The 17,438-nt window shown below is 61.8% G+C and carries 18 protein-coding genes and 1 pseudogene; 9 read left to right on the top strand and 10 right to left on the bottom strand.

All coding sequences use genetic code 11. The annotated features are described in order from the left end of the window. Nucleotides 1-86: 86 nt before the first annotated feature. Complete coding sequence (locus GNH96_RS05260; protein ID WP_228720025.1) at nucleotides 87-875, top strand: M90 family metallopeptidase; 789 nt, start codon at nucleotides 87-89, stop codon at nucleotides 873-875. A 38-nt stretch (nucleotides 876-913) separates the two neighbouring features. Then, a complete protein-coding gene (gene yjgA / locus GNH96_RS05255) occupies nucleotides 914-1,462 on the top strand; it encodes a ribosome biogenesis factor YjgA (RefSeq protein ID WP_169602709.1) in 549 nt (182 codons plus the stop codon). Between the two features lies 1 nt (nucleotide 1,463). On the opposite strand, the gene GNH96_RS05250 is transcribed toward yjgA, so the two are convergent. The 7 genes from GNH96_RS05250 to lptM all read right to left on the bottom strand — a co-directional run bounded on the left by GNH96_RS05250 (nucleotide 1,464) and on the right by lptM (nucleotide 6,722). Then, entirely contained in the window at nucleotides 1,464-1,757 is a 294-nt protein-coding gene (locus GNH96_RS05250; RefSeq protein ID WP_169602708.1) for a DUF4389 domain-containing protein, read from the bottom strand. Between the two features lie 25 nt (nucleotides 1,758-1,782). Next, the gene (locus GNH96_RS05245) at nucleotides 1,783-2,814 is read right to left on the bottom strand and encodes a DUF2333 family protein (protein WP_228720024.1); all 1,032 of its coding nucleotides are present in this window, start codon (nucleotides 2,812-2,814) and stop codon (nucleotides 1,783-1,785) included. Nucleotides 2,815-2,880: 66 nt separating this feature from the next. Continuing rightward, nucleotides 2,881-3,795, bottom strand: a complete 915-nt coding sequence (xerC, locus tag GNH96_RS05240) for a tyrosine recombinase XerC (protein ID WP_169602707.1) — start codon at nucleotides 3,793-3,795, stop codon at nucleotides 2,881-2,883. 5 nt (nucleotides 3,796-3,800) lie between these two features. Then, the gene (locus tag GNH96_RS05235) at nucleotides 3,801-4,505 is read right to left on the bottom strand and encodes a DUF484 family protein (RefSeq protein WP_169602706.1); all 705 of its coding nucleotides are present in this window, start codon (nucleotides 4,503-4,505) and stop codon (nucleotides 3,801-3,803) included. Continuing rightward, on the bottom strand, nucleotides 4,502-5,329 hold the full coding sequence (gene dapF, locus GNH96_RS05230; protein WP_169602705.1) for a diaminopimelate epimerase: 828 nt from the start codon (nucleotides 5,327-5,329) through the stop codon (nucleotides 4,502-4,504). Before dapF ends, GNH96_RS05235 begins: the two co-directional genes overlap by 4 nt. A 10-nt stretch (nucleotides 5,330-5,339) precedes the next feature. Then, complete coding sequence (gene lysA, locus GNH96_RS05225; RefSeq protein ID WP_169602704.1) at nucleotides 5,340-6,587, bottom strand: diaminopimelate decarboxylase; 1,248 nt, start codon at nucleotides 6,585-6,587, stop codon at nucleotides 5,340-5,342. A gap of 6 nt (nucleotides 6,588-6,593) precedes the next feature. Then, nucleotides 6,594-6,722, bottom strand: coding sequence for an LPS translocon maturation chaperone LptM (gene lptM / locus GNH96_RS05220; RefSeq protein ID WP_169602703.1), 129 nt, complete (start codon nucleotides 6,720-6,722; stop codon nucleotides 6,594-6,596). A gap of 100 nt (nucleotides 6,723-6,822) precedes the next feature. Between lptM and mutY the strand changes: the two genes are divergently transcribed. Continuing rightward, nucleotides 6,823-7,875: an A/G-specific adenine glycosylase gene (gene mutY, locus GNH96_RS05215; RefSeq protein ID WP_169602702.1), complete on the top strand. Its 1,053-nt coding sequence runs from the start codon at nucleotides 6,823-6,825 to the stop codon at nucleotides 7,873-7,875. A 14-nt stretch (nucleotides 7,876-7,889) separates the two neighbouring features. After that, a complete protein-coding gene (locus GNH96_RS05210; RefSeq protein WP_169602701.1) occupies nucleotides 7,890-8,162 on the top strand; it encodes an oxidative damage protection protein in 273 nt (90 codons plus the stop codon). Between the two features lie 69 nt (nucleotides 8,163-8,231). Here the strand turns inward: GNH96_RS05210 and GNH96_RS05205 are convergent, their stop codons facing one another. Beyond that, nucleotides 8,232-9,404: a L,D-transpeptidase family protein gene (locus GNH96_RS05205; protein WP_228720023.1), complete on the bottom strand. Its 1,173-nt coding sequence runs from the start codon at nucleotides 9,402-9,404 to the stop codon at nucleotides 8,232-8,234. 10 nt (nucleotides 9,405-9,414) lie between these two features. Continuing rightward, nucleotides 9,415-10,350 (bottom strand): recombination-associated protein RdgC, encoded by a 936-nt coding sequence (gene rdgC, locus GNH96_RS05200; protein WP_169602700.1) that lies wholly within the window; start codon nucleotides 10,348-10,350, stop codon nucleotides 9,415-9,417. A 131-nt stretch (nucleotides 10,351-10,481) separates the two neighbouring features. Here rdgC and GNH96_RS05195 point away from each other — a divergent pair, with 131 nt between their 5' ends. The 5 genes from GNH96_RS05195 to GNH96_RS05175 all read left to right on the top strand — a co-directional run bounded on the left by GNH96_RS05195 (nucleotide 10,482) and on the right by GNH96_RS05175 (nucleotide 16,214). Continuing rightward, a complete protein-coding gene (locus GNH96_RS05195) occupies nucleotides 10,482-12,902 on the top strand; it encodes a Lon protease family protein (RefSeq protein WP_228720022.1) in 2,421 nt (806 codons plus the stop codon). A gap of 261 nt (nucleotides 12,903-13,163) precedes the next feature. Beyond that, complete coding sequence (locus GNH96_RS05190; RefSeq protein WP_169602699.1) at nucleotides 13,164-14,213, top strand: IS630 family transposase; 1,050 nt, start codon at nucleotides 13,164-13,166, stop codon at nucleotides 14,211-14,213. Nucleotides 14,214-14,325: 112 nt separating this feature from the next. After that, a complete protein-coding gene (locus GNH96_RS05185) occupies nucleotides 14,326-14,823 on the top strand; it encodes a helix-turn-helix domain-containing protein (protein WP_169602698.1) in 498 nt (165 codons plus the stop codon). A gap of 2 nt (nucleotides 14,824-14,825) precedes the next feature. Beyond that, nucleotides 14,826-15,242 (top strand): transposase family protein, encoded by a 417-nt coding sequence (locus GNH96_RS05180; protein WP_169604602.1) that lies wholly within the window; start codon nucleotides 14,826-14,828, stop codon nucleotides 15,240-15,242. A 51-nt stretch (nucleotides 15,243-15,293) separates the two neighbouring features. Continuing rightward, nucleotides 15,294-16,214, top strand: a complete 921-nt coding sequence (locus GNH96_RS05175; protein WP_169602697.1) for a hypothetical protein — start codon at nucleotides 15,294-15,296, stop codon at nucleotides 16,212-16,214. A 186-nt stretch (nucleotides 16,215-16,400) separates the two neighbouring features. On the opposite strand, the pseudogene GNH96_RS05170 reads toward GNH96_RS05175, so the two are convergent. After that, nucleotides 16,401-17,383 (bottom strand): annotated as a pseudogene (locus tag GNH96_RS05170) (IS5 family transposase); the annotation flags it as partial. Between the last annotated feature and the right edge of the window lie 55 nt (nucleotides 17,384-17,438).

The following is a 17,438-nucleotide window of genomic DNA, read 5'->3' as shown; positions in this document are numbered from 1 at the left end:
TGCGGGATTCCTGACTTGCGGAGTCGACATTTTAATACAGGCGGAAGCGACCCCTCCGCGCGAATGACACAGCAATAGTCCAGACCTTGCCAATCTTCAAATTTTTCCGGAATCTGCGCCGCCGGCGGGTTCTCCAACGATATCCAATCGACCCGGCCGCCTTCCATGCCGCCATCGGCGACGTGCCACTGCTTGCCCGCTTGTCCGAGGGCGAGCGCGAGAACCTGCTCCGTTTGGCGACCCTGTTTCTCCGCGAAAAAATCTTCGCATCCTCAGGGAATCTGGACCTGACCGAAGCCATGAAGACCCGCATCGCCGCACTGGCCTGCCTCCCCATACTCCATCTCGACCTCGACTGGTATGCCGGCTGGAGCACCGTCATCGTGTTTCCCACGGAATTCGTGCGGCCCCGCGAAGCCATGGACGACATCGGCGTGATGCACGAATGGGAGGAAACCGTCGGCGGCGAAGCCTGGGAGCTGGGACCGGTCATCCTGTCCTGGGCGGATGTGGAAGCCTCGGGGCGATGCGACGGCTACAACGTCATCATCCACGAAATGGCCCACAAGCTGGACATGCTGAACGGCCCATGCGACGGGTTTCCCCCACTGCACCGGAACATGGCGGCTCCAGCCTGGTCGAAGGCGTTCACCCACGCTTTCGACGATTTCAACACCCGGCTCGATCGAGGCGAACACACACTCATCGATCCTTACGCCGGCGAATCGCCGTCCGAATTTTTCGCGGTGCTCAGCGAATATTTCTTCGAACGACCGACCGTGCTGGACGCCCAATACCCGGAAGTTTACGCCTTGATGTGCCAGTTTTACCGGACCGACCCGCGGCAGTGCACGCATGCCCCCGTCATGGGGTAGGATTGCCGCCCCGAATTGAGATGACGAGAACATTGCGAATGCAAGACGATTTCCACGACCTCGACGACTCCGCGGAGGAAGAAGGCTACGGCCGCCGCCGCAGCCACGCGAAAATGAAGCGCGAAAGCGCGGAACTGCTGGAACTGGGCCGGGCACTGGTCCTGCTGCCGCAGGAAAGACTGGATCGGCTGGCACTGCCGGAACAAGTCGCGGAGGCGGTCCGCCTGGGGAGGACCATCAGCGCACACGGCGCGCTGAAGCGCCAGCTCAAATACATCGGCAAATTGCTCCGCCAGATCGACGCCGGGCCGATTCGCAGCGCCCTGGACGATATCAAAAACGAGAGCGCGGAAGCAGCCAGACGGCAACACCGGATCGAACAATGGCGGGACCGCCTCATCGCCGAAGGCGACGAAGCCGTCAATGCACTGGTGGGCGAGTTTCCCGGCGCGGACCGTCAGTTGTTCAGGAAGCTGGTCCGCGGAGCCCGGGAGGAACGGGAACAAGCCAAACCTCCGCGCCATGCCCGCCAGTTGTTCCAGGAAATCCGCCACCTGCTGGCGGATGCGGCCGCAGCCCCGGAATGAACTAGCGGCCCTGCCCGGAAGGCCGATCCGCGCGCTCTCCGAACGGGAACGGCATGGCCTCCGTCTGGTAGGTGAGGAACAGCATGATCCGGTAAATGTATTCGGCCAGTCTGGCGCCGCTCCTGACGGCATTGGGATTGACGCCGCCGGTGAACAGATGGCTCAGGAACTGGAAGGCGACGATGGCCCAGAACACGAACCGGACCGCCCCCAGCACCACCATGAAAAACACCATGAAGACCAGGCGCCGGCCGATCCCGGTGATCACGGTCCCTTCGGAAGTCTCGTCAGGCATAAATCCCCCTTTGCCGCGATGAATGTCAGCCTTGCTGGAGCAGATTGCGCAGATCGATCGTCGCCGCGTTGGCGCGGGCAATGTAATTGGCCAGGGTCAGCGAATAATTGGCGAAAATGCCGAAGCCATCGCCGTTCAGGATGATCGGGCTCAGGAACGGCGCCTGACCGTCCTCCAACTCGTGGATGATCGACTGCAGCGAGACCAACGCAGTCTTGTTGCCGAGGATGTCGCGAAAATCGAACTCGATGGCCTTGAGGACGTGAATCGCCGCCCAGCTATAGCCACGGGCCTCGAAGAAGATGTCGTCGACGTTCCACCACGAGGTCTTGATGACCATCCCGCGCTTCTCGTCCGCGTTCACCTGGCTCATGTCGCCGGCGCTCGCACTGAGCCGGTTGGACAGGCTGCCCAGGCGTTTTTCGAGGATTTCCAGGTACTGGCGCAGGTTGTCGGCACGGGAGAAGAAGCTCGCCTCGCGCTTCATCAGCCGGGCCCGGTAACGCATCATGGCCTCGATGCCCTTCTGGTATTCCGATTCGGACGAGGGCAACTGCCAGGATGTGTGATCGAAATAGAAGAACGGTTCGGCCTGGGCCAGATCCGGATCTTCCTTGGACTGGGACTGGGCGCGGGCGATGTGATTGCGCAAGGCCGAAGTGGCGTCGCGCAGGGCCGTCAGCGCGCCGTACTCCCACATCGGCATGTTGTCCTCGAAGACGCCCGGCGGAAACATGTCGTTGACCAGGAACCCGCCCGGCTTGTATAGGAGGGTTTCGCCGATGTCGATAAGCGTGGTCGCATAGGTGTAGCCCAGCGGCAATTCGCGGGAATTCTTGACGCCCGCATCCTGAATGGCCGAAGCCAGCACATCGAACTCTTCCGGCTCTTCGCCCCAGTACTCGGCGATCGCCAGGAAAATGCCCAGCACCAGAATCGTCAGCACGCCCACGGTCCACAGCAGACCCTTCTCACGCATGGTGCGCGGATGGAACGCGCGGAGGACGCTGCCGAAGAAAGACTTCAGCCGGCCTGGAGGTTTGGGTGACGCAGCCATGAGGAATCCTGTTGGGGTTGCCCGTCGCGGGAGGACGGGATTATATCCAAAAAACCCGGACGCGGCTCAGGCTTTCCCGGAGCGGCCGCGCCGCGCGCGGGGGTGAGCCTGGTCGTAGACAGCAGCCAGCCGCTGGAAGTCGACGTGAGTGTAGATCTGGGTGGTGGCCAGGGTGGCATGGCCGAGCAGTTCCTGCACGGCACGGAGGTCGCCGCTGGCTTCCAGCATATGGCTGGCGAAGGAATGCCGCAGCATGTGGGGATGAACCTTCTCCGGCAGGCGCAACTTCGAGCGCCAGCGTTCCAGCCGCACTTCGACGGTGCGGGGCGCGATGCGCTTGCCGTGCCGGCTGAGAAACAGCGCCGGCTGCGCCGCGCCCGGCATCGCACGGCGTATCTCCAGCCATGCCGCGACCGCCTCGATGGCCTTGGCGCCGACCGGCACATGGCGGGCTTTGTCGCCCTTGCCGTGCCGGACGAACACGCTGCCGCCGGCAAAATCGACATCGGCGAGGTCCAGCCCCACCAGTTCGCTCAGCCGCAGACCGGACGAATAAAACAGCTCCCACATCGCCCGGTCGCGGGCTTCCAGGCCATCCTCGGAAGGCGCATCGAGCAACCCGGCCATCGCATCCACGTCGAGCAGGCGCGGCAACCGGCGACCGGTCTTGGGAGGACGCACTCCGCGCGCGGGATTGGACTCGACCGCCCGTTTTTTCATCAAGTCGTCGAAAAATCCGCGGATGGCGGAAAGACTGCGCTGGAGGCTCCGGCCCGACAATTTGTCTTCATGATGCCTGGCGCCGACATAAGCCCTGATCTTGGCGGTGTCGACGTCCGCCCAGCGAACGATATTCTCCGACCCGCAGTGCGCCTGGAAGGCCCGCAGGTCCCGCTGGTAGGCCGCGTGCGTGTGTCCCGAGGCCCGCCGCGCCAGCCGGCCGAGGTAATCGTCGAGCTGCTCGAGGGCTTCCGGCTCCACCTGGTTCAGCGCTCGCGGTCGATCAGGGCGACGAGGCGCGCGGCGACGATTTCGCCCATCTGCACCAGAAACAGATTGCCCATCTCCGGGCTGAATCGCCCGGCGTCGAGGCTGCCTATCGCCAACAGGCCTTTGATGCCGGCATGACAAAGCGGCACGAGGGCGCAGGACGCTACCTCGGGAGCATCGGCACCGAACAGAAATTCCAGCAAAGGGTCGGGCGGCGACCCGCATACCGGTTCGCAGGACGCCAGCAGCGGCTCCAGCAGGATGCTCACGGCCGGTTCCGGCATCACGTGCAGATCGCCAACCGCAGGATGCGAGAAGGCGCGGAAAACCCGGACGGAGACAAAGTCGGCCTGGAATCCCTCGTGCAGGCTCCACTTCAGCCCCGCCAGCATGTCGTCCACCGAAGCGGCATCGAGCAAGCCCAGCGTGAGCCGGTGAAAACGGGCGAACAGCGCGTCGTTCTCGCGGGCAACCTTGAGGATCTCGTTCAACTGCCCTTGCTGCCTCCTGTTCTGGCCTCGCAGCAGCTCGATCTGGCGAGCGATCAGCGAAACCGCATCACCGCAGGGATGGGGCACATGCATGGCTTCCAGCAGATCGAGCTGATCGTGGAAAAAGTCGAGGTGCTTCCACAGGTAGTCCGCCACCCGGGAGGCCGACAGCTCCTCGTTGTCCGCGCGCCTGGCTTTGCCGAAATTCATGCTTCTATGCTCCCTTCGAACACGGTAACCGCGGGACCACTCATATGGACCGGCGTTCCCCGCCCCCGCCAGCCGATCCGCAACGCGCCGCCCGGCAAATCGATGCGCACGGGGTCCTGTAATGCCCCTCGCAACATCCCGACCACCGCTGCGGCGCAGGCTCCGCTGCCGCAGGCAAGGGTTTCCCCCGTCCCCCGTTCGTAAACCCGGAGCCGCGCATGGTGCGAGTCCAATACCTGCATGAAGCCGATGTTGGCACGCTCGGGAAACAACTCGTGCCGTTCCAGCGCAGCGCCGACGCGCGCCACGGGCGCCGCGTCGACGTCGGGTACCGTGATCACCGCATGGGGGTTGCCCATGGACACGGCCCCGAATGTCCAGTCTACACCGTCGATGTTGACCGTGTAGCCGAGCCGCTCTTCGGCCGCCAGCAGCGGCACTTCGGCCGGCGCATGGCGCGGCACCCCCATGTCGACCCGGACCTCGCCGCCCGCCTCCAGCCGCAGCACCATGCGGCCGGAAGCGGTTTCCACCCGGATCTCGTCGCGGTCGATGAGACCCTTGTCGCGCACGAAGCGGGCGAAGCAGCGCGCGCCGTTGCCGCATTGCGCCACCTCGCTGCCGTCGGCATTGAAAATCCGGTAACGGAAATCCACTTCGTCCGACGGCGGCGGCTCCACCAGCAGAATCTGGTCGCAGCCGATACCGTAATGCCGGTCGGCCAGCCGGCGCAATCCCGCCGCATCCAGGTTGACCGCCTGATGAATGGCGTCGATCACGACGAAGTCGTTGCCCAGTCCCTGCATCTTGGTAAAACGCAGCATAGCGGATCTCTCAAGGCAATAGCCGCTCGCCGGCGAACAACTGCGCGACGGTCTCCCGCTCGCGGATCAGATGCATCTCGCTGCCGTCCACCAGCACCTCGGCCAGCCGTGGCCTGGAGTTGTAATTCGAACTCATGCTGAAACCGTAGGCTCCCGCGGAACGCACCGCCAGCAGATCGCCCGGAACCAGGGCCAGCTCGCGCGACTTGCCCAGGAAATCGCCGGTTTCGCAAACCGGCCCCACCACGTCGAAAGTCTCCGGTTCGGCATCGGCGCGCGGCGCGACCGGTACGATGTCCTGCCACGCACCGTACAGCGCCGGCCGCAGCAAATCGTTCATCGCCGCATCGACGATCGCAAAGCGCTTGGCTTGGTTGGCTTTGAGATATTCCACCCGGGTCAGCAGTATGCCCGCATTGCCGGCAATGGCCCGGCCCGGTTCGATCAGGATTTCGAAGTCGTGGCGGCCGAGCCTTGCGAACAGTCGCTCTGCGTACTCGGTGGGATGCGGCGGGTCCTCGTCGCGGTAGCGGATGCCCAAGCCTCCGCCCAGATCCAGGTGGCGGATCGCGATGCCTTCGCTGCGCAACTTGGCGGCCAGCGCCAGGACGCGGTCCAGGGCATCGATGAATGGCATGGAACTGGTCAACTGGGAGCCGATATGACAGTCGATGCCGGCAACCTCCAGGTTCGGCATCCGCGCCGCCCGGCGGTATTGTTGCAGCGCCTCTTCGATTTCGATGCCGAACTTGTTCTCGCGCAGCCCGGTCGAGATGTAGGGGTGGGTGCCGGCGTCGACATCCGGGTTCACCCGGAGCGACACCGGCGCCTTGACGCCCCGCTCCCCGGCCAGCCGGTCGAGCCGGTCGAGCTCTTCGGTGACCTCGACGTTGAAGCAGCGAATGCCGACATCCAGAGCCCTGCCGATTTCGTCCTCACGCTTGCCGACGCCGGAGAAAACCACCTTGGCAGGATCGCCGCCCGCGGCCAGCACCCGCTCCAGTTCGCCCACCGATACGATGTCGAAGCCCGACCCCAGCCGCGCGAGGAGATTCAGGATCGCGATGTTGGAATTGGCCTTGACGGCATAGCAGACCAGATGCGGACAACCGGCCAGGGCACGGTCGAAGGCATGCCAGTGCCGCTCCAGCGTAGCGCGGGAGTAGACGTAGCACGGCGTGCCGTGGCGTTCGGCAACGGCGGTCAGCGGCACATCCTCCGCGTGGAGGGTGCCGTCACGGAAATTGAAATGATCCATGGAATCTCAGGATTTCTGCTTCTTGGCCGGCGCCGGCTCCCGGTCCGGCAGATAGAGCGGACCTTTTTGCCCGCAGGCGCCCAACAGCAGGACCAGCGCCACGGCCAGCCAGAGTATGGGATGATTCTTGCTCATGCCGGATGGAATTGGAGAAAGTCGGAAACGGGCTTGAAAGACGTTGGCTTGAACCGGCATTCTAAAGCAAACCCCGCTCACTGCAACGATTTCGCCCGCCATGCCGCTCCCGAGCTTTCAACGCGCCGTGCTCGACTGGTTCGATCGGTACGGCCGCCACGACCTGCCCTGGCAACGGCCCCGGACGCCCTATCGAGTCTGGATCTCCGAGGTCATGCTGCAGCAGACCCAGGTCGCCACGGTCATCGGCTATTTCGACCGGTTCATGCGGCGCTTCCCCGATCTTCCCGCCCTGGCCGCCGCCGACGTCGACGAGGTGCTGGCGCTGTGGTCCGGGTTGGGGTACTACCGCCGCGCCCGCAACCTCCACCGCACCGCTCGCATCGTCGCCGAGCATCACGCCGGCGAGTTGCCCGCCGACCTGGATGCGCTGGCCGGTTTGCCCGGCATCGGCCGCTCCACCGCCGGGGCCATCCTCAGTCTGGGATTCGAATGCCGCGCGGCGATCCTCGACGGCAACGTCCGCCGGGTGCTGGCGCGCCATTACGGCATCGAAGGCTGGCCGGGCGAAGCGAAAGTGGAGAAGGAACTGTGGCGGCTGAGCGAGGAGCTGACGCCGAAGGAGCGAACCGCGGATTACAATCAGGCGATGATGGACCTGGGCGCGACGATCTGCGTGCGCGGCTCGCCCGGCTGCGGAGCCTGCCCGCTGGCCTTAACCTGCATCGCGCGCAGGGAAGGAAGACAGGACGAGCTGCCCACGCCCCGCCGGACCAGGCCGATACCGGTCCGCTCGACCTACCTGCTGCTGATGGTCGATCCGAACCGGCGGGTCCGGTTGCAAAAACGCCCGCCGGCCGGAGTCTGGCCCGGCCTGTGGTCGTTTCCGGAATTCGACGAACTGGACCGGCTCACCGCCTGGTGCGCGCTACACGGCATTCACTGCCGCCGGATTGAGCGCCTGCCGCCGCGCCGTCATACTTTCAGCCATTTCCATCTGGACTATACGCCGGTCGTCGCCCGTTGCGACGCGCGCCGCGACGGCGTCGACGAATCTGGGCAAAGCCTTTGGCATCCGCTGGCTGCCGAAGGCGAGTTGGGAATCCCGACGCCGATCCGCCGGCTCCTGAACGAACTCGAAAAACTCATCTGAACCCGGAGAACACCATGGCAAGACGAATCATTTGCGCGAAACTGGGGGTCGAAGCGGAAGGGCTGGACGCCCCGCCGTTTCCCGGCGCCCAAGGCCAGCGCATCTTCGAGCACGTGTCCAAGCAAGCCTGGCAGGACTGGCTCAAACTGCAGACCATGCTGATCAACGAACACCGCTTGACCCCGTTCGAAGCCAACGCCCGCAAGTTTCTGGAACAGGAGCGGGAGAAATACCTGTTCGGCGAGGGTGCCGCCACGCCGGAAGGCTACGTGCCACCCAAACCCTGACGGCCGCCGCACCTTGAAATGAAAAAGGGCCGTTCGCAAACGGCCCTTGCCTTGGTCCGGGGAAGCGAATCAGAACAGGCTTTCGGCCGACGGACGCTCCTCGGTTCCATACGAAGTGACCGGCGCGCCCATCCTGGGCGGTTCGACCTGGGTCTCGTACCGCGGCGCGGAGGGTTCGGCCGTCACGGCTTCCTGAGCGCGCTCGACTTCGCTGGTTTGCGGCTGCTCGTAAGTGATCTGCGGCCCCCTCGCTCCGGCTGGTGCGTAAGGGACGGCGGCCTCGACCGGCGCCCCCCCCGACAGGCTGATCACGGTCGGTACGCCGGTGGGTTCCTGGACCGCCTTCCGCAGCGCCGCCTCGTCGATGGTGATCGGGTGCGTGGCGGTTTCCTTCTGGATCAGGCTCACCGCTTTGGCCATCAGGTCGTCGGCGCTCAGCCCGTCCTCGTCCAGCGACCCGCTCACCTCGATATAGAGCGTGTCGCCGCGCCAGCCCAGCTTGACCGGCTGGTTCACCAGATTCACCGGGGTGCCGACGGCCACTTCCGGAAACAGCCTGGCGACATCTTCCGGGTACATTCGGATGCAGCCGTGGGTCACGCGCATGCCGATGCCGTAGGACTTGTCCTGGTCGGTGCCGTGGATGAGATAGCCGGGCACGCCCAGACGCATGGCGAACTGGCCCAGGGGGTTGTTCGGTCCGGCAGGGACCACGTCGGGCAGGATTTCACCGTTTTTGGCATGCTCGGCCTTGATCGAGGCGGGCGGGCGCCACACCGGGTCCTTCACCTTGGCCACCACCTTGGTCACGCCCAGCGGCGAGCGCCAGTCCATCCGGCCGATGCTGATGGGGTAGGTGACCACCGTGGTCGGCTTGGCGCCCTTGCCCGCGCTGGGATAGAAGTAAAGCCGCATCTCGGGGATGTTGACGACGATGCCATTGCGCGGCGCGTTGGGGAGGATGAACTGCCGCGGCACCATGACCTGGGTGCCCGCACCCGGCAGCCAGCGGTCGACCCTGGGGTTGGCCATCACGATCTCGTCCTGGCCCACGCTGTACTCCCTGGCGATGTCGATCAAGGTGTCTTCCTGGCTGGCCGGAACGTACTTGATCTGGCCGACCAGGTCCGAGCCGTCGGCCGGCAGCGGCAGCACCTCGGCGCAGACCGCGGAAGACAGCAGGCCGCCCAAGGCAATCGCGGCGCAATGCTGCGCCAACAGGGTCATCCGATTCGCACTCATGAACTCGATCTCAGCTTGATTTGTCCGCCAACGCCTGTCGTTGGACGGCCTCGCCGCCGAAGAGTTCGACGAGCCGTGCCAGAAATTGTGACAGCTCCAGCGTCATGATGGCAAAGTCCGCATCGAAACGCTCCATTTCGTCGGCCGCGTCGATTTCCGCCGCCTGTTCCTGGATCACGTCCAGGAAACGCAGCTTCTTGATTCCCAGCGCATCGTCCAGGGTGAAGCTCAACCGGTCGTTCCAGCTCACCGCCAACCGCACGACTTCCTTGCCCGCATCGATGTGGTTGCGGATTTCCGGCGCCGACAGGTCCTGCCTGCGGCAGCGGACGATGCCGCCCTCCTCGTCCGGCGAGCGCAGCTCGCACTCGTCTTCGATGACGACGTCCGAAGGCAGGTCCTGCTCCAGCAGCCAGCCTGTCATCACCGCCGCTGGACGGGCCTGAGTCGCGACCGGCGCCACCGGCAGGGAGCCGAGCGTCTGCCGCAGCAGGCTGACCAGCTCCTCCGCCTTCTTGGTGCTGGCGCTGTCCACCACCAGCCAGCCGCCGCGCGGATCGACATAGGCGTAGATCCGACGCGTATGGCTGAAGGCGCGAGGCAGCAGGCTGTTGAACACCTCGTCGCGCAGGTCCCGGCGTTCCTTGCGGCCGACCGGCGTCCCGCGCCGCGCCTCGATCTCCTCCGCCCGTTCTTCCAGCGCTTCGTTCACCACCGAGGCCGGGAGGATTTTTTCTTCCTTGAGCAAGGAAATCATCAGGTAGCCGTTGGCGGCATGCACCAACGGCAGATCGTCACGGCGCAGCGGCGGACACCAGCCGGCGGTGGCCAGCTCCATGCTGCCGCAGGGCGCGAAGCGGCGCACCGCGAGGGCTTCTTCCAGTTGTTCCGCGGTATGGGTGAAGGCTTCGGTGAATCGGTAGAGGACGAGGTTCTTGAACCACATGGCCAATCTGTCGAAAAGTGGCGGATTATCGGCGCAATCGGACCGGCTGTCACGGACGATGCGCCCAATTGCAGCCACCTGCCGTTTGACGGATCATGAGCCTTTCTGCAGTTCGTCCCCGACAAGGAATCATGATCGACCATCCCGCCGCGCTCCCCCCCGAGCGTCTCCACATCTCCTGCGACCCTGCCCGATTCGGGTTCGAAACGACCGCCGAGCTGCCGGACACCGAGATCATCATCGGCCAGCCCCGCGCCCTGGAAGCGATTCAACTGAGCCTCAAAATCGCGCAGAAGGGTTTCAACGTGTTCGTGCTGGGCCCGCCCGGCAGCGGCAAGCTGACCGCCGCGCTCGAACTCGCGGAACGCATCGCCGCCAGCCAGCCGCCGCCGAGCGACTGGTGCTACGTCAACAACTTCGCCAACCCGGCGCAGCCCAAGGCCTTGCGTCTGCCGGCCGGATGGGGGCGGCATCTGGCGCACGACATGGAAGTGGTGGTCGAGGATCTGGTCACCGCTCTCCCGGCCGCCTTCGAAGGCGAGGAATACCGCACCCGCGCCGAAAAGATCGAGCAGGAGGCACGCGAGCGGGAAGCCGAGGCGGTCAATCGGCTGAGGGCGGAGGCCTTGCGCAGCCGCATCGCCCTGATCGAGACCCCGACCGGTTTTGCTTTCGCGCCGATGCTGCGCGAGAAAGACGAGATCATCAGTCCGGAACAGTTCCAGAACCTGTCGGACCAGGAACGCCAAGCCATCGAATCCACCGTCGCCGATCTGCAGCAGCAGCTGCAGAAAGTCCTCCGCCAGTTCCCCGCCTGGCGCAAGGAGGCACGTGGCAAGATCAAGGCGCTGAACCGCGAGATCGCCGAATACACGGTCTCGCATCAGTTCGCCGACCTCAAAGCCCGCTATGCCAGCCTGCCGGGCGTGATCGATTACCTGAACCTGGCCCAGGCCGACATCATCGAGCACACGGAATCGTTTCTCCCCAAATCCGAAGGCGTCATCAGCCTGTTCGAAGGGCCGCAGAAGGCGCCGGCACAGCGCTACCGGATCAACCTCGTGGTCGATCACAGCGAACACACCGCGGCGCCCATCGTCCAGGAAGAGCTGCCGACCCACGGCAACCTGATCGGCCGGATCGAACACCAGGCCCACATGGGAGCACTGGTGACGGATTTCACCATGATACGGGCGGGAGCGCTGCACAAGGCCAACGGCGGCTATCTCCTGCTCGATGCGCGCAAGCTGCTGACTCAACCGTTTGCCTGGGAGACACTGAAGCGCGCCCTGCATGCCGGAGAGATTCGCATCGAGTCGCTGGAGCGCAGCCTCAGCCTCATCAGCACGACCAGCCTGGAACCGGAGCCGATTCCGCTGGACCTCAAGGTCATCCTGTTCGGCGAGCGGGTGCTGTATTTTCTGCTGGACATCTACGACCCGGAATTCCGGGAGTTCTTCAAAATCGCGGCCGATTTCGAGGACACCCTGCCGCGCGACACGGCCTCGATGGCCATGTACGCCCGGATGGTGGCCACCCTCGCCCGCCGCGAGAAACTGCGGCCGCTACACCGGGACGCGGTGGCCCGCACCATCGAGCAGGCGTCGCGGCGGAGCGGAGACAGCGAGAAGATGAGCGCGCATCTGCGCAGCCTTGCCGATCTGGTCAGGGAGGCCGACTTCTACGCCGGCAGCGAGGGACGCGCCCTGATCACGGCCGCCGACGTCGAACGCGCCATCGACCGCCAGATCCACCGCTCCGACCGCATCCGCTGCCAAGTCCAGGAGGCCATACGGCGGGGTTTGATACTGATCGACACCGAAGGCGCGGTGACCGGCCAGATCAATGGCCTCTCCGTGGTCCAGCTCAACGATTTCTCCTTCGGCCAGCCCTCGCGGATCACCGCCACCACCCGCCCCGGCACCGGCCGCATCCTCGACATCGAGAAGGAAACCGAACTCGGCGGCGCCCTGCACAGCAAGGGCGTGCTGATCCTCGGCAACTTCCTGGCCTCGCGCTATTCCGGCGCGCAGGGTTTTTCGGTCTCCGCCAGCCTGGTGTTCGAGCAGTCCTATGGCGGGGTGGACGGCGACAGCGCTTCGCTGGCCGAACTGTGCGCCGTGCTATCGTCGATCGCCGACATACCCATCCGGCAGAATCTGGCCGTGACCGGCTCGGTCGACCAGCGCGGCCGGGTGCAGCCCATCGGCGGCGTGAACGAAAAGATCGAAGGCTTCTTCGACATCTGCGCGGCCCGCGGCCTGACCGGCGACCACGGCGTGATCATCCCGACCGCCAACGTCATGCATCTGATGCTGCGGCAGGACGTCGTGCAGGCCGCCGCCGAAGGAAAATTCCATGTCTATGCGGTGTCCGAGGTCGACGAGGCGCTGGAACTCCTCACCGGCGTGCCCGTGGGGCAGCGCGACGAAGCCGGCGCGTTTCCCGAAGGATCGCTGAACCGGAAGGTGGAAGAACGGCTCAAGGCCTTCGCCGCGGTGCTGCGCAGCCTGCAGAAGAGTGGCGAAGAAACGGGCGGGGAGAAACCTTGACCGGTGCCGGCCGGCCCGCCCGAACGATTTCCGGCAATCCGCCGACAGCGTTTCGAGTCGCCCGGCTACTCGCCAACGGACGTTCTGTTGGGATCCCATCTCGTTTACAGACACATCGCAGCCATCTCGACTGGACCTTACTGATGTCGGACCCAAGAGGATCGTTACCGTTGATCGCCTTGAGTCTGATGGTCGACGGCTGTCCTTCGACCAGTTTATTAACCAGGCAATCAAATAGCGGTTAGTGATATAATATTGGGCATGGAAAAAGTTGATGCCCGGAAATTACCTCGCGAAGCCCAAGACGAAATGCGTCGGCAGGCGATGCGGATGCGTGTGGAATTGAAATTGCCTTGGCGGGAAATTGCGCGGGTGGTTGGCGTCAATATCAACACGGTCATTGGTTGGTCCAAGCGTTATTCAAGGGAGGGCGAGTCTGGCCTGAAATCGAAGACGCGAGGTCGTCGGTATTTGTCGGGACGGACGCTGACCCTGGCCCAGGAATGGCAATTGCGATCGGTCATCGTGGGCGAGAACCCCAAGCAATTGAGTCTGCCGTTTGCCTTGTGGAACCGGCGGGCGGTGATGCAACTGGTCAAGGTGCTGTTCGGCATCGACATGCCAATTCGCACCGTCGGCGAATACCTGCTGCGCTGGGGCTACACGCCGCAGCGCCCGATGAAGCGGGCACTGGAACAAAATCCGGTCAAGGTTGAGCAATGGCGCAACGACACTTATCCGGCGATCGCGGCCCGCGCCAAGGCAGAGGGTGCCGTCATTTACTGGGGTGACGAAACGGCGGTCGCGGAAGATGGACACTGGCTGCGCGGCGATGCGCCGGTGGGACAGACGCCAGTGCTTGCGGCGCCGAGCAAACGGCATGGCCTGTCGATGGTTTCGGCGATCAGCAACCAAGGACTGGTGCGCTTCGAGTTCACCGAGGAAGCCATGAACACCGATTGGTTCATTGGCTTCATGACGCGCCTGATCGCCGACAGCCGTCAGAAAGTTTTCCTGATCCTCGACAACCTGAAAGTGCATCATGCAAAACGCGTGACCGCTTGGTTGGCCGAGCGTAAAGCGCAGATCGAAGTCTTCTATCTCCCGCCGTACTCGCCCGAGATCAATCCCGACGAATACCTGAACCGGGACTTCAAAACCGAACTGCGATCCTCTGACCGAGCCACCAGCAAAAAAATGTTGCTTCAAAAGGCGAACCGATTCATGGAATTCCTCAGAAAAACACCAGAACGGGTGATGGCTTACTTCAATCATTCGGCTGTCCAATATGCAGCATTTCAGGATATTTGATTGCCGGGTTAATAATAGAGTTGCTTCCGATGATAAAAATGGATTTATTGTGGTATAAATATACCCATTAACAACAATCAAATGGTGTCAGTCAGTGATTTTTGGAAAGTTCATGGAAGAAACCAACGAACGTACTGTCAGAGCCCTGATCGGAATGAACAAGGCTCAATTCGCCAAGCTCTACCCTATCTTTGAAGAGGCCTATGCGGATATTCAGCAAGAACGTGTTAGGCAAGGCGAAATAAAACGGGTACAAAAAGGAGGTCATGTTGGCTATCTCGATCGGATGGATAAGAAGCTGTTCTTCATTTTGTATTACCTCAAGACCTACTGTACCTTCGATGTCCTGGGCTTCCATTTTGGCTTGAGTTCGGGGCATGCGCATCGACATGTGGAACAACTTCTGCCCGTGTTGCGGCGCAGCTTGGCGAAGCTCGATCTGCTGCCAGAGCGGGCGCTGACGACACCGGGAGAGATGATGAAACTGATTGAAAAACATGGCGATCTCATCATTGACGGAGTGGAATGCGGTTGCGTCAGGCCGCAGGATGACGATCAGCAAAAAGCCCGCTATAGCGGCAAAAAAAACGACATACGGTTAAAACCTTAGTCATTTCGACCCTTGAGCGGCAAATTCTATTCGTTGGAGGTATGGTGGCCGGCAGCGTTCATGATGATGCGCTGATGAAGCAACTGTTCGATCCTGCATTATCGTGGTTTGATGGCGCCGATGTCTGGTTGGATTTGGGGTTCTTTGGTGCCGCTGCCGATGATGGGAATAAAGCCAGAATTCACCTTCCTCACAAGAAACCCAGGACATCCAAGAACAATCCTCATGCCGCGTTGACAGTTCAACCAATACGAGAGAATAAAAAGCAAGCACGAACCCGAATCTCAGTCGAGCACTCCATTGGAGGAATGAAGACCTTTCACTGCTTGATGCATCGGATTAGAAACCGACTCAACATATTCATCGATGGGTTTTTCGGCCTTGCCGCTGGCCTTTGGAATCTAAAAATGTCTTTGTGATCATATGGTTATCATTGGAAGCAACTCTATTGACTATGACTGGAGAATCAAATGACTTTCAAATGCGCTTTGTTGTGTATGCACGGAATGGGAAACCTGACAAAAAATGAGTTCCAATCCGACATTGCGAAGTTGAGGCAAAATCTAGCTGAGCGGTTGTCAGCGGATAGGTTCTCCGAAATATATATTCCAACTTCTGGTATTTTTTATAGTGATCTAACACAACAGCAAGAAGATGGCGTTTGGCAGGCAATGACTACTCAGGGTGGATTGAATACGGGCTTCATACGTCGTAATACAATTAACCGCATTCGTCGCTTTATCATTTCTGGGTTTTCGGATGCTACTGCATTCACTGGATTCAATGGCTCCATCACTAAACAGCAATACACAAATATCCAACAGCGCATTTATAATACCTTGACTGATATTCATAATGCTTGTGGGGAGGTGCCCATTATAATTATTTCCCACTCACTCGGCTGTCAAATCATGTCGAGCTATATTTGGGATGCGCAAATTTACTGGAGAAATACGATATTCGGAACCAACTTTGTCATTGATTCGCGCAGCATTTGGAAAAATCATAAATCTACTAATAATGACAGTTTTTTGTGTCTCCAATCATTAAAAACGTGGTTTACTACTGGTTGCAACATTCCAATTTTTGTCTCTGGCTTTAGAAACGTACGCGCCATTCATAATCGAGAATATGATTACGACTTTGATTGGATTAACTATTTTGATTATGATGATGTATTAGGATACCCTCTTGCACCATTGGGAGTTTTGTTCGATTCGACCGATGCCACTGGTCACGGCCAGTCTTATACAGATATTGTGACTGATATTCAGGTCAATGCCAACGACGGAATTTGGGGTGCAATAACATCAAGCTGGAACCCAATGTCGCACACTCAATATTGGGGTGATAATACAGTTCTAAAGGCCTTAGCCAGTACTCTGGGATAAGTGATACTGGAAGTCATATGGGCACCTCGAAAACCGGGTATTAGTCAGGTAAAACGAGCAATCCAACCCGAACAGTCGGCCATCCCGCAATTTTTCTGTTTTTTGGCCCGGCCCGGAAGGCGCTTTCCGTCCGGAACCGCCCCTTCCAGCGTTTCCGGACGGTCCCCCTGCGTCAGAAGGCCACCACCCGCAGGCATTGAGACTACAGAGGCGGCGTAGGTTGTAGGTCGCCGCCTTCCCCTTAAGCAGGAACCTGGCCCGCTCCAGGCCGATGCAGCGCAGCAGCTTGCCGCCCATCTGCTCCAGCGTGGCGAACCCATGCTCGACGCGCGCCCGGACCCGGGCGATGCGGATGTTGCGGCGCTTCTGGCAAGCGGACAGAGGCCGGTTCTTCTCCGCTTTGCGTGGGATGTGGACCCGCCAACCCTGGCTCTCGAGGCGGGCCTCTCGCCCGCCATCGACGTAGCCCTTGTCGCCGTCCAGGTCGCGGCTCGTGTTGGCGCTGTCCAGCACGTCCTCCAAGTGCAAGGTGTCATGGGTGCTGGCTGTACTCACCTTGAGCCTGCTGATCAGCTTGTAGCCGAAGTAGGACTTGCCGTGCTTCTTCGTCCAGCTGGCGTCGACGTCCCGCTGCCGCCGCTCGGCAGGCTTCCCGTCCGGAGGCATCGCCTGCGCCTTGATCTGTTCCCGCTCTTCCTCGGTGATGTGCTGCCGGGGTACGGGAACCAGGCTGGCGTCTACGATCTGCCCGCCGCGCGCGATGTCGCCGTGCCGCGCCAACTGCCGGTTCACCGCATCGAACAGCGCGTCGCCGGCCTGCGCCACCGTCAGCCGCTCCCGGAAGGTCCAGAACGTGGTCCGGTCCGGCACTTGGCTGCTGCGCTTGAGGCCTGGGAAGCGCTGAAAACTCAGGCGGTCCAGCACTTGAAACGCCAAGGGTTCATCGCTCAGTCCATACACGTTCTGAAGGACGAAAGCGCGGACCATCCATTCGGTCGGAAACGGCGGACGTCCGCCACACGCTCGGCTTGGACGCGGTGCGGCCCGGTCGATTTCGGCGGCCAACGCCTTGAAGTCGATGTGTGCTTCTCCATCTCTCGCAGCACGTCGCCCAAGCGATCCAGCTTGGCCTCACGTTCCTCCGCGGCGCATAGGCTCTCTCTGATCATGGCGGCTCAGGCTGGTTGTTCAGGGGCGGTATTGTCCCATGACCCCGGTTTTTCG

This window comes from Methylococcus geothermalis, from assembly GCF_012769535.1.
In the GTDB taxonomy this organism is placed as follows: domain Bacteria; phylum Pseudomonadota; class Gammaproteobacteria; order Methylococcales; family Methylococcaceae; genus Methylococcus; species Methylococcus geothermalis.
The sequence above is the reverse complement of the archived record's forward strand: the minus strand, read 5'-3'. Positions and strand labels throughout refer to the sequence as shown.

What these genes read in the sequence shown, in the direction of transcription:
- yjgA (WP_169602709.1), top strand. Translation starts at nt 914, where the DNA reads ATGCAAGACGATTTCCACGACCTCGACGACTCCGCGGAGGAAGAAGGC.
- GNH96_RS05250 (WP_169602708.1), bottom strand. Translation starts at nt 1,757, where the DNA reads ATGCCTGACGAGACTTCCGAAGGGACCGTGATCACCGGGATCGGCCGG.
- GNH96_RS05245 (WP_228720024.1), bottom strand. Translation starts at nt 2,814, where the DNA reads ATGGCTGCGTCACCCAAACCTCCAGGCCGGCTGAAGTCTTTCTTCGGC.
- GNH96_RS05235 (WP_169602706.1), bottom strand. Translation starts at nt 4,505, where the DNA reads ATGAATTTCGGCAAAGCCAGGCGCGCGGACAACGAGGAGCTGTCGGCC.
- dapF (WP_169602705.1), bottom strand. Translation starts at nt 5,329, where the DNA reads ATGCTGCGTTTTACCAAGATGCAGGGACTGGGCAACGACTTCGTCGTG.
- lysA (WP_169602704.1), bottom strand. Translation starts at nt 6,587, where the DNA reads ATGGATCATTTCAATTTCCGTGACGGCACCCTCCACGCGGAGGATGTG.
- lptM (WP_169602703.1), bottom strand. Translation starts at nt 6,722, where the DNA reads ATGAGCAAGAATCATCCCATACTCTGGCTGGCCGTGGCGCTGGTCCTG.
- mutY (WP_169602702.1), top strand. Translation starts at nt 6,823, where the DNA reads ATGCCGCTCCCGAGCTTTCAACGCGCCGTGCTCGACTGGTTCGATCGG.
- GNH96_RS05210 (WP_169602701.1), top strand. Translation starts at nt 7,890, where the DNA reads ATGGCAAGACGAATCATTTGCGCGAAACTGGGGGTCGAAGCGGAAGGG.
- GNH96_RS05205 (WP_228720023.1), bottom strand. Translation starts at nt 9,404, where the DNA reads ATGAGTGCGAATCGGATGACCCTGTTGGCGCAGCATTGCGCCGCGATT.
- rdgC (WP_169602700.1), bottom strand. Translation starts at nt 10,350, where the DNA reads ATGTGGTTCAAGAACCTCGTCCTCTACCGATTCACCGAAGCCTTCACC.
- GNH96_RS05195 (WP_228720022.1), top strand. Translation starts at nt 10,482, where the DNA reads ATGATCGACCATCCCGCCGCGCTCCCCCCCGAGCGTCTCCACATCTCC.
- GNH96_RS05190 (WP_169602699.1), top strand. Translation starts at nt 13,164, where the DNA reads ATGGAAAAAGTTGATGCCCGGAAATTACCTCGCGAAGCCCAAGACGAA.
- GNH96_RS05185 (WP_169602698.1), top strand. Translation starts at nt 14,326, where the DNA reads ATGGAAGAAACCAACGAACGTACTGTCAGAGCCCTGATCGGAATGAAC.
- GNH96_RS05175 (WP_169602697.1), top strand. Translation starts at nt 15,294, where the DNA reads ATGACTTTCAAATGCGCTTTGTTGTGTATGCACGGAATGGGAAACCTG.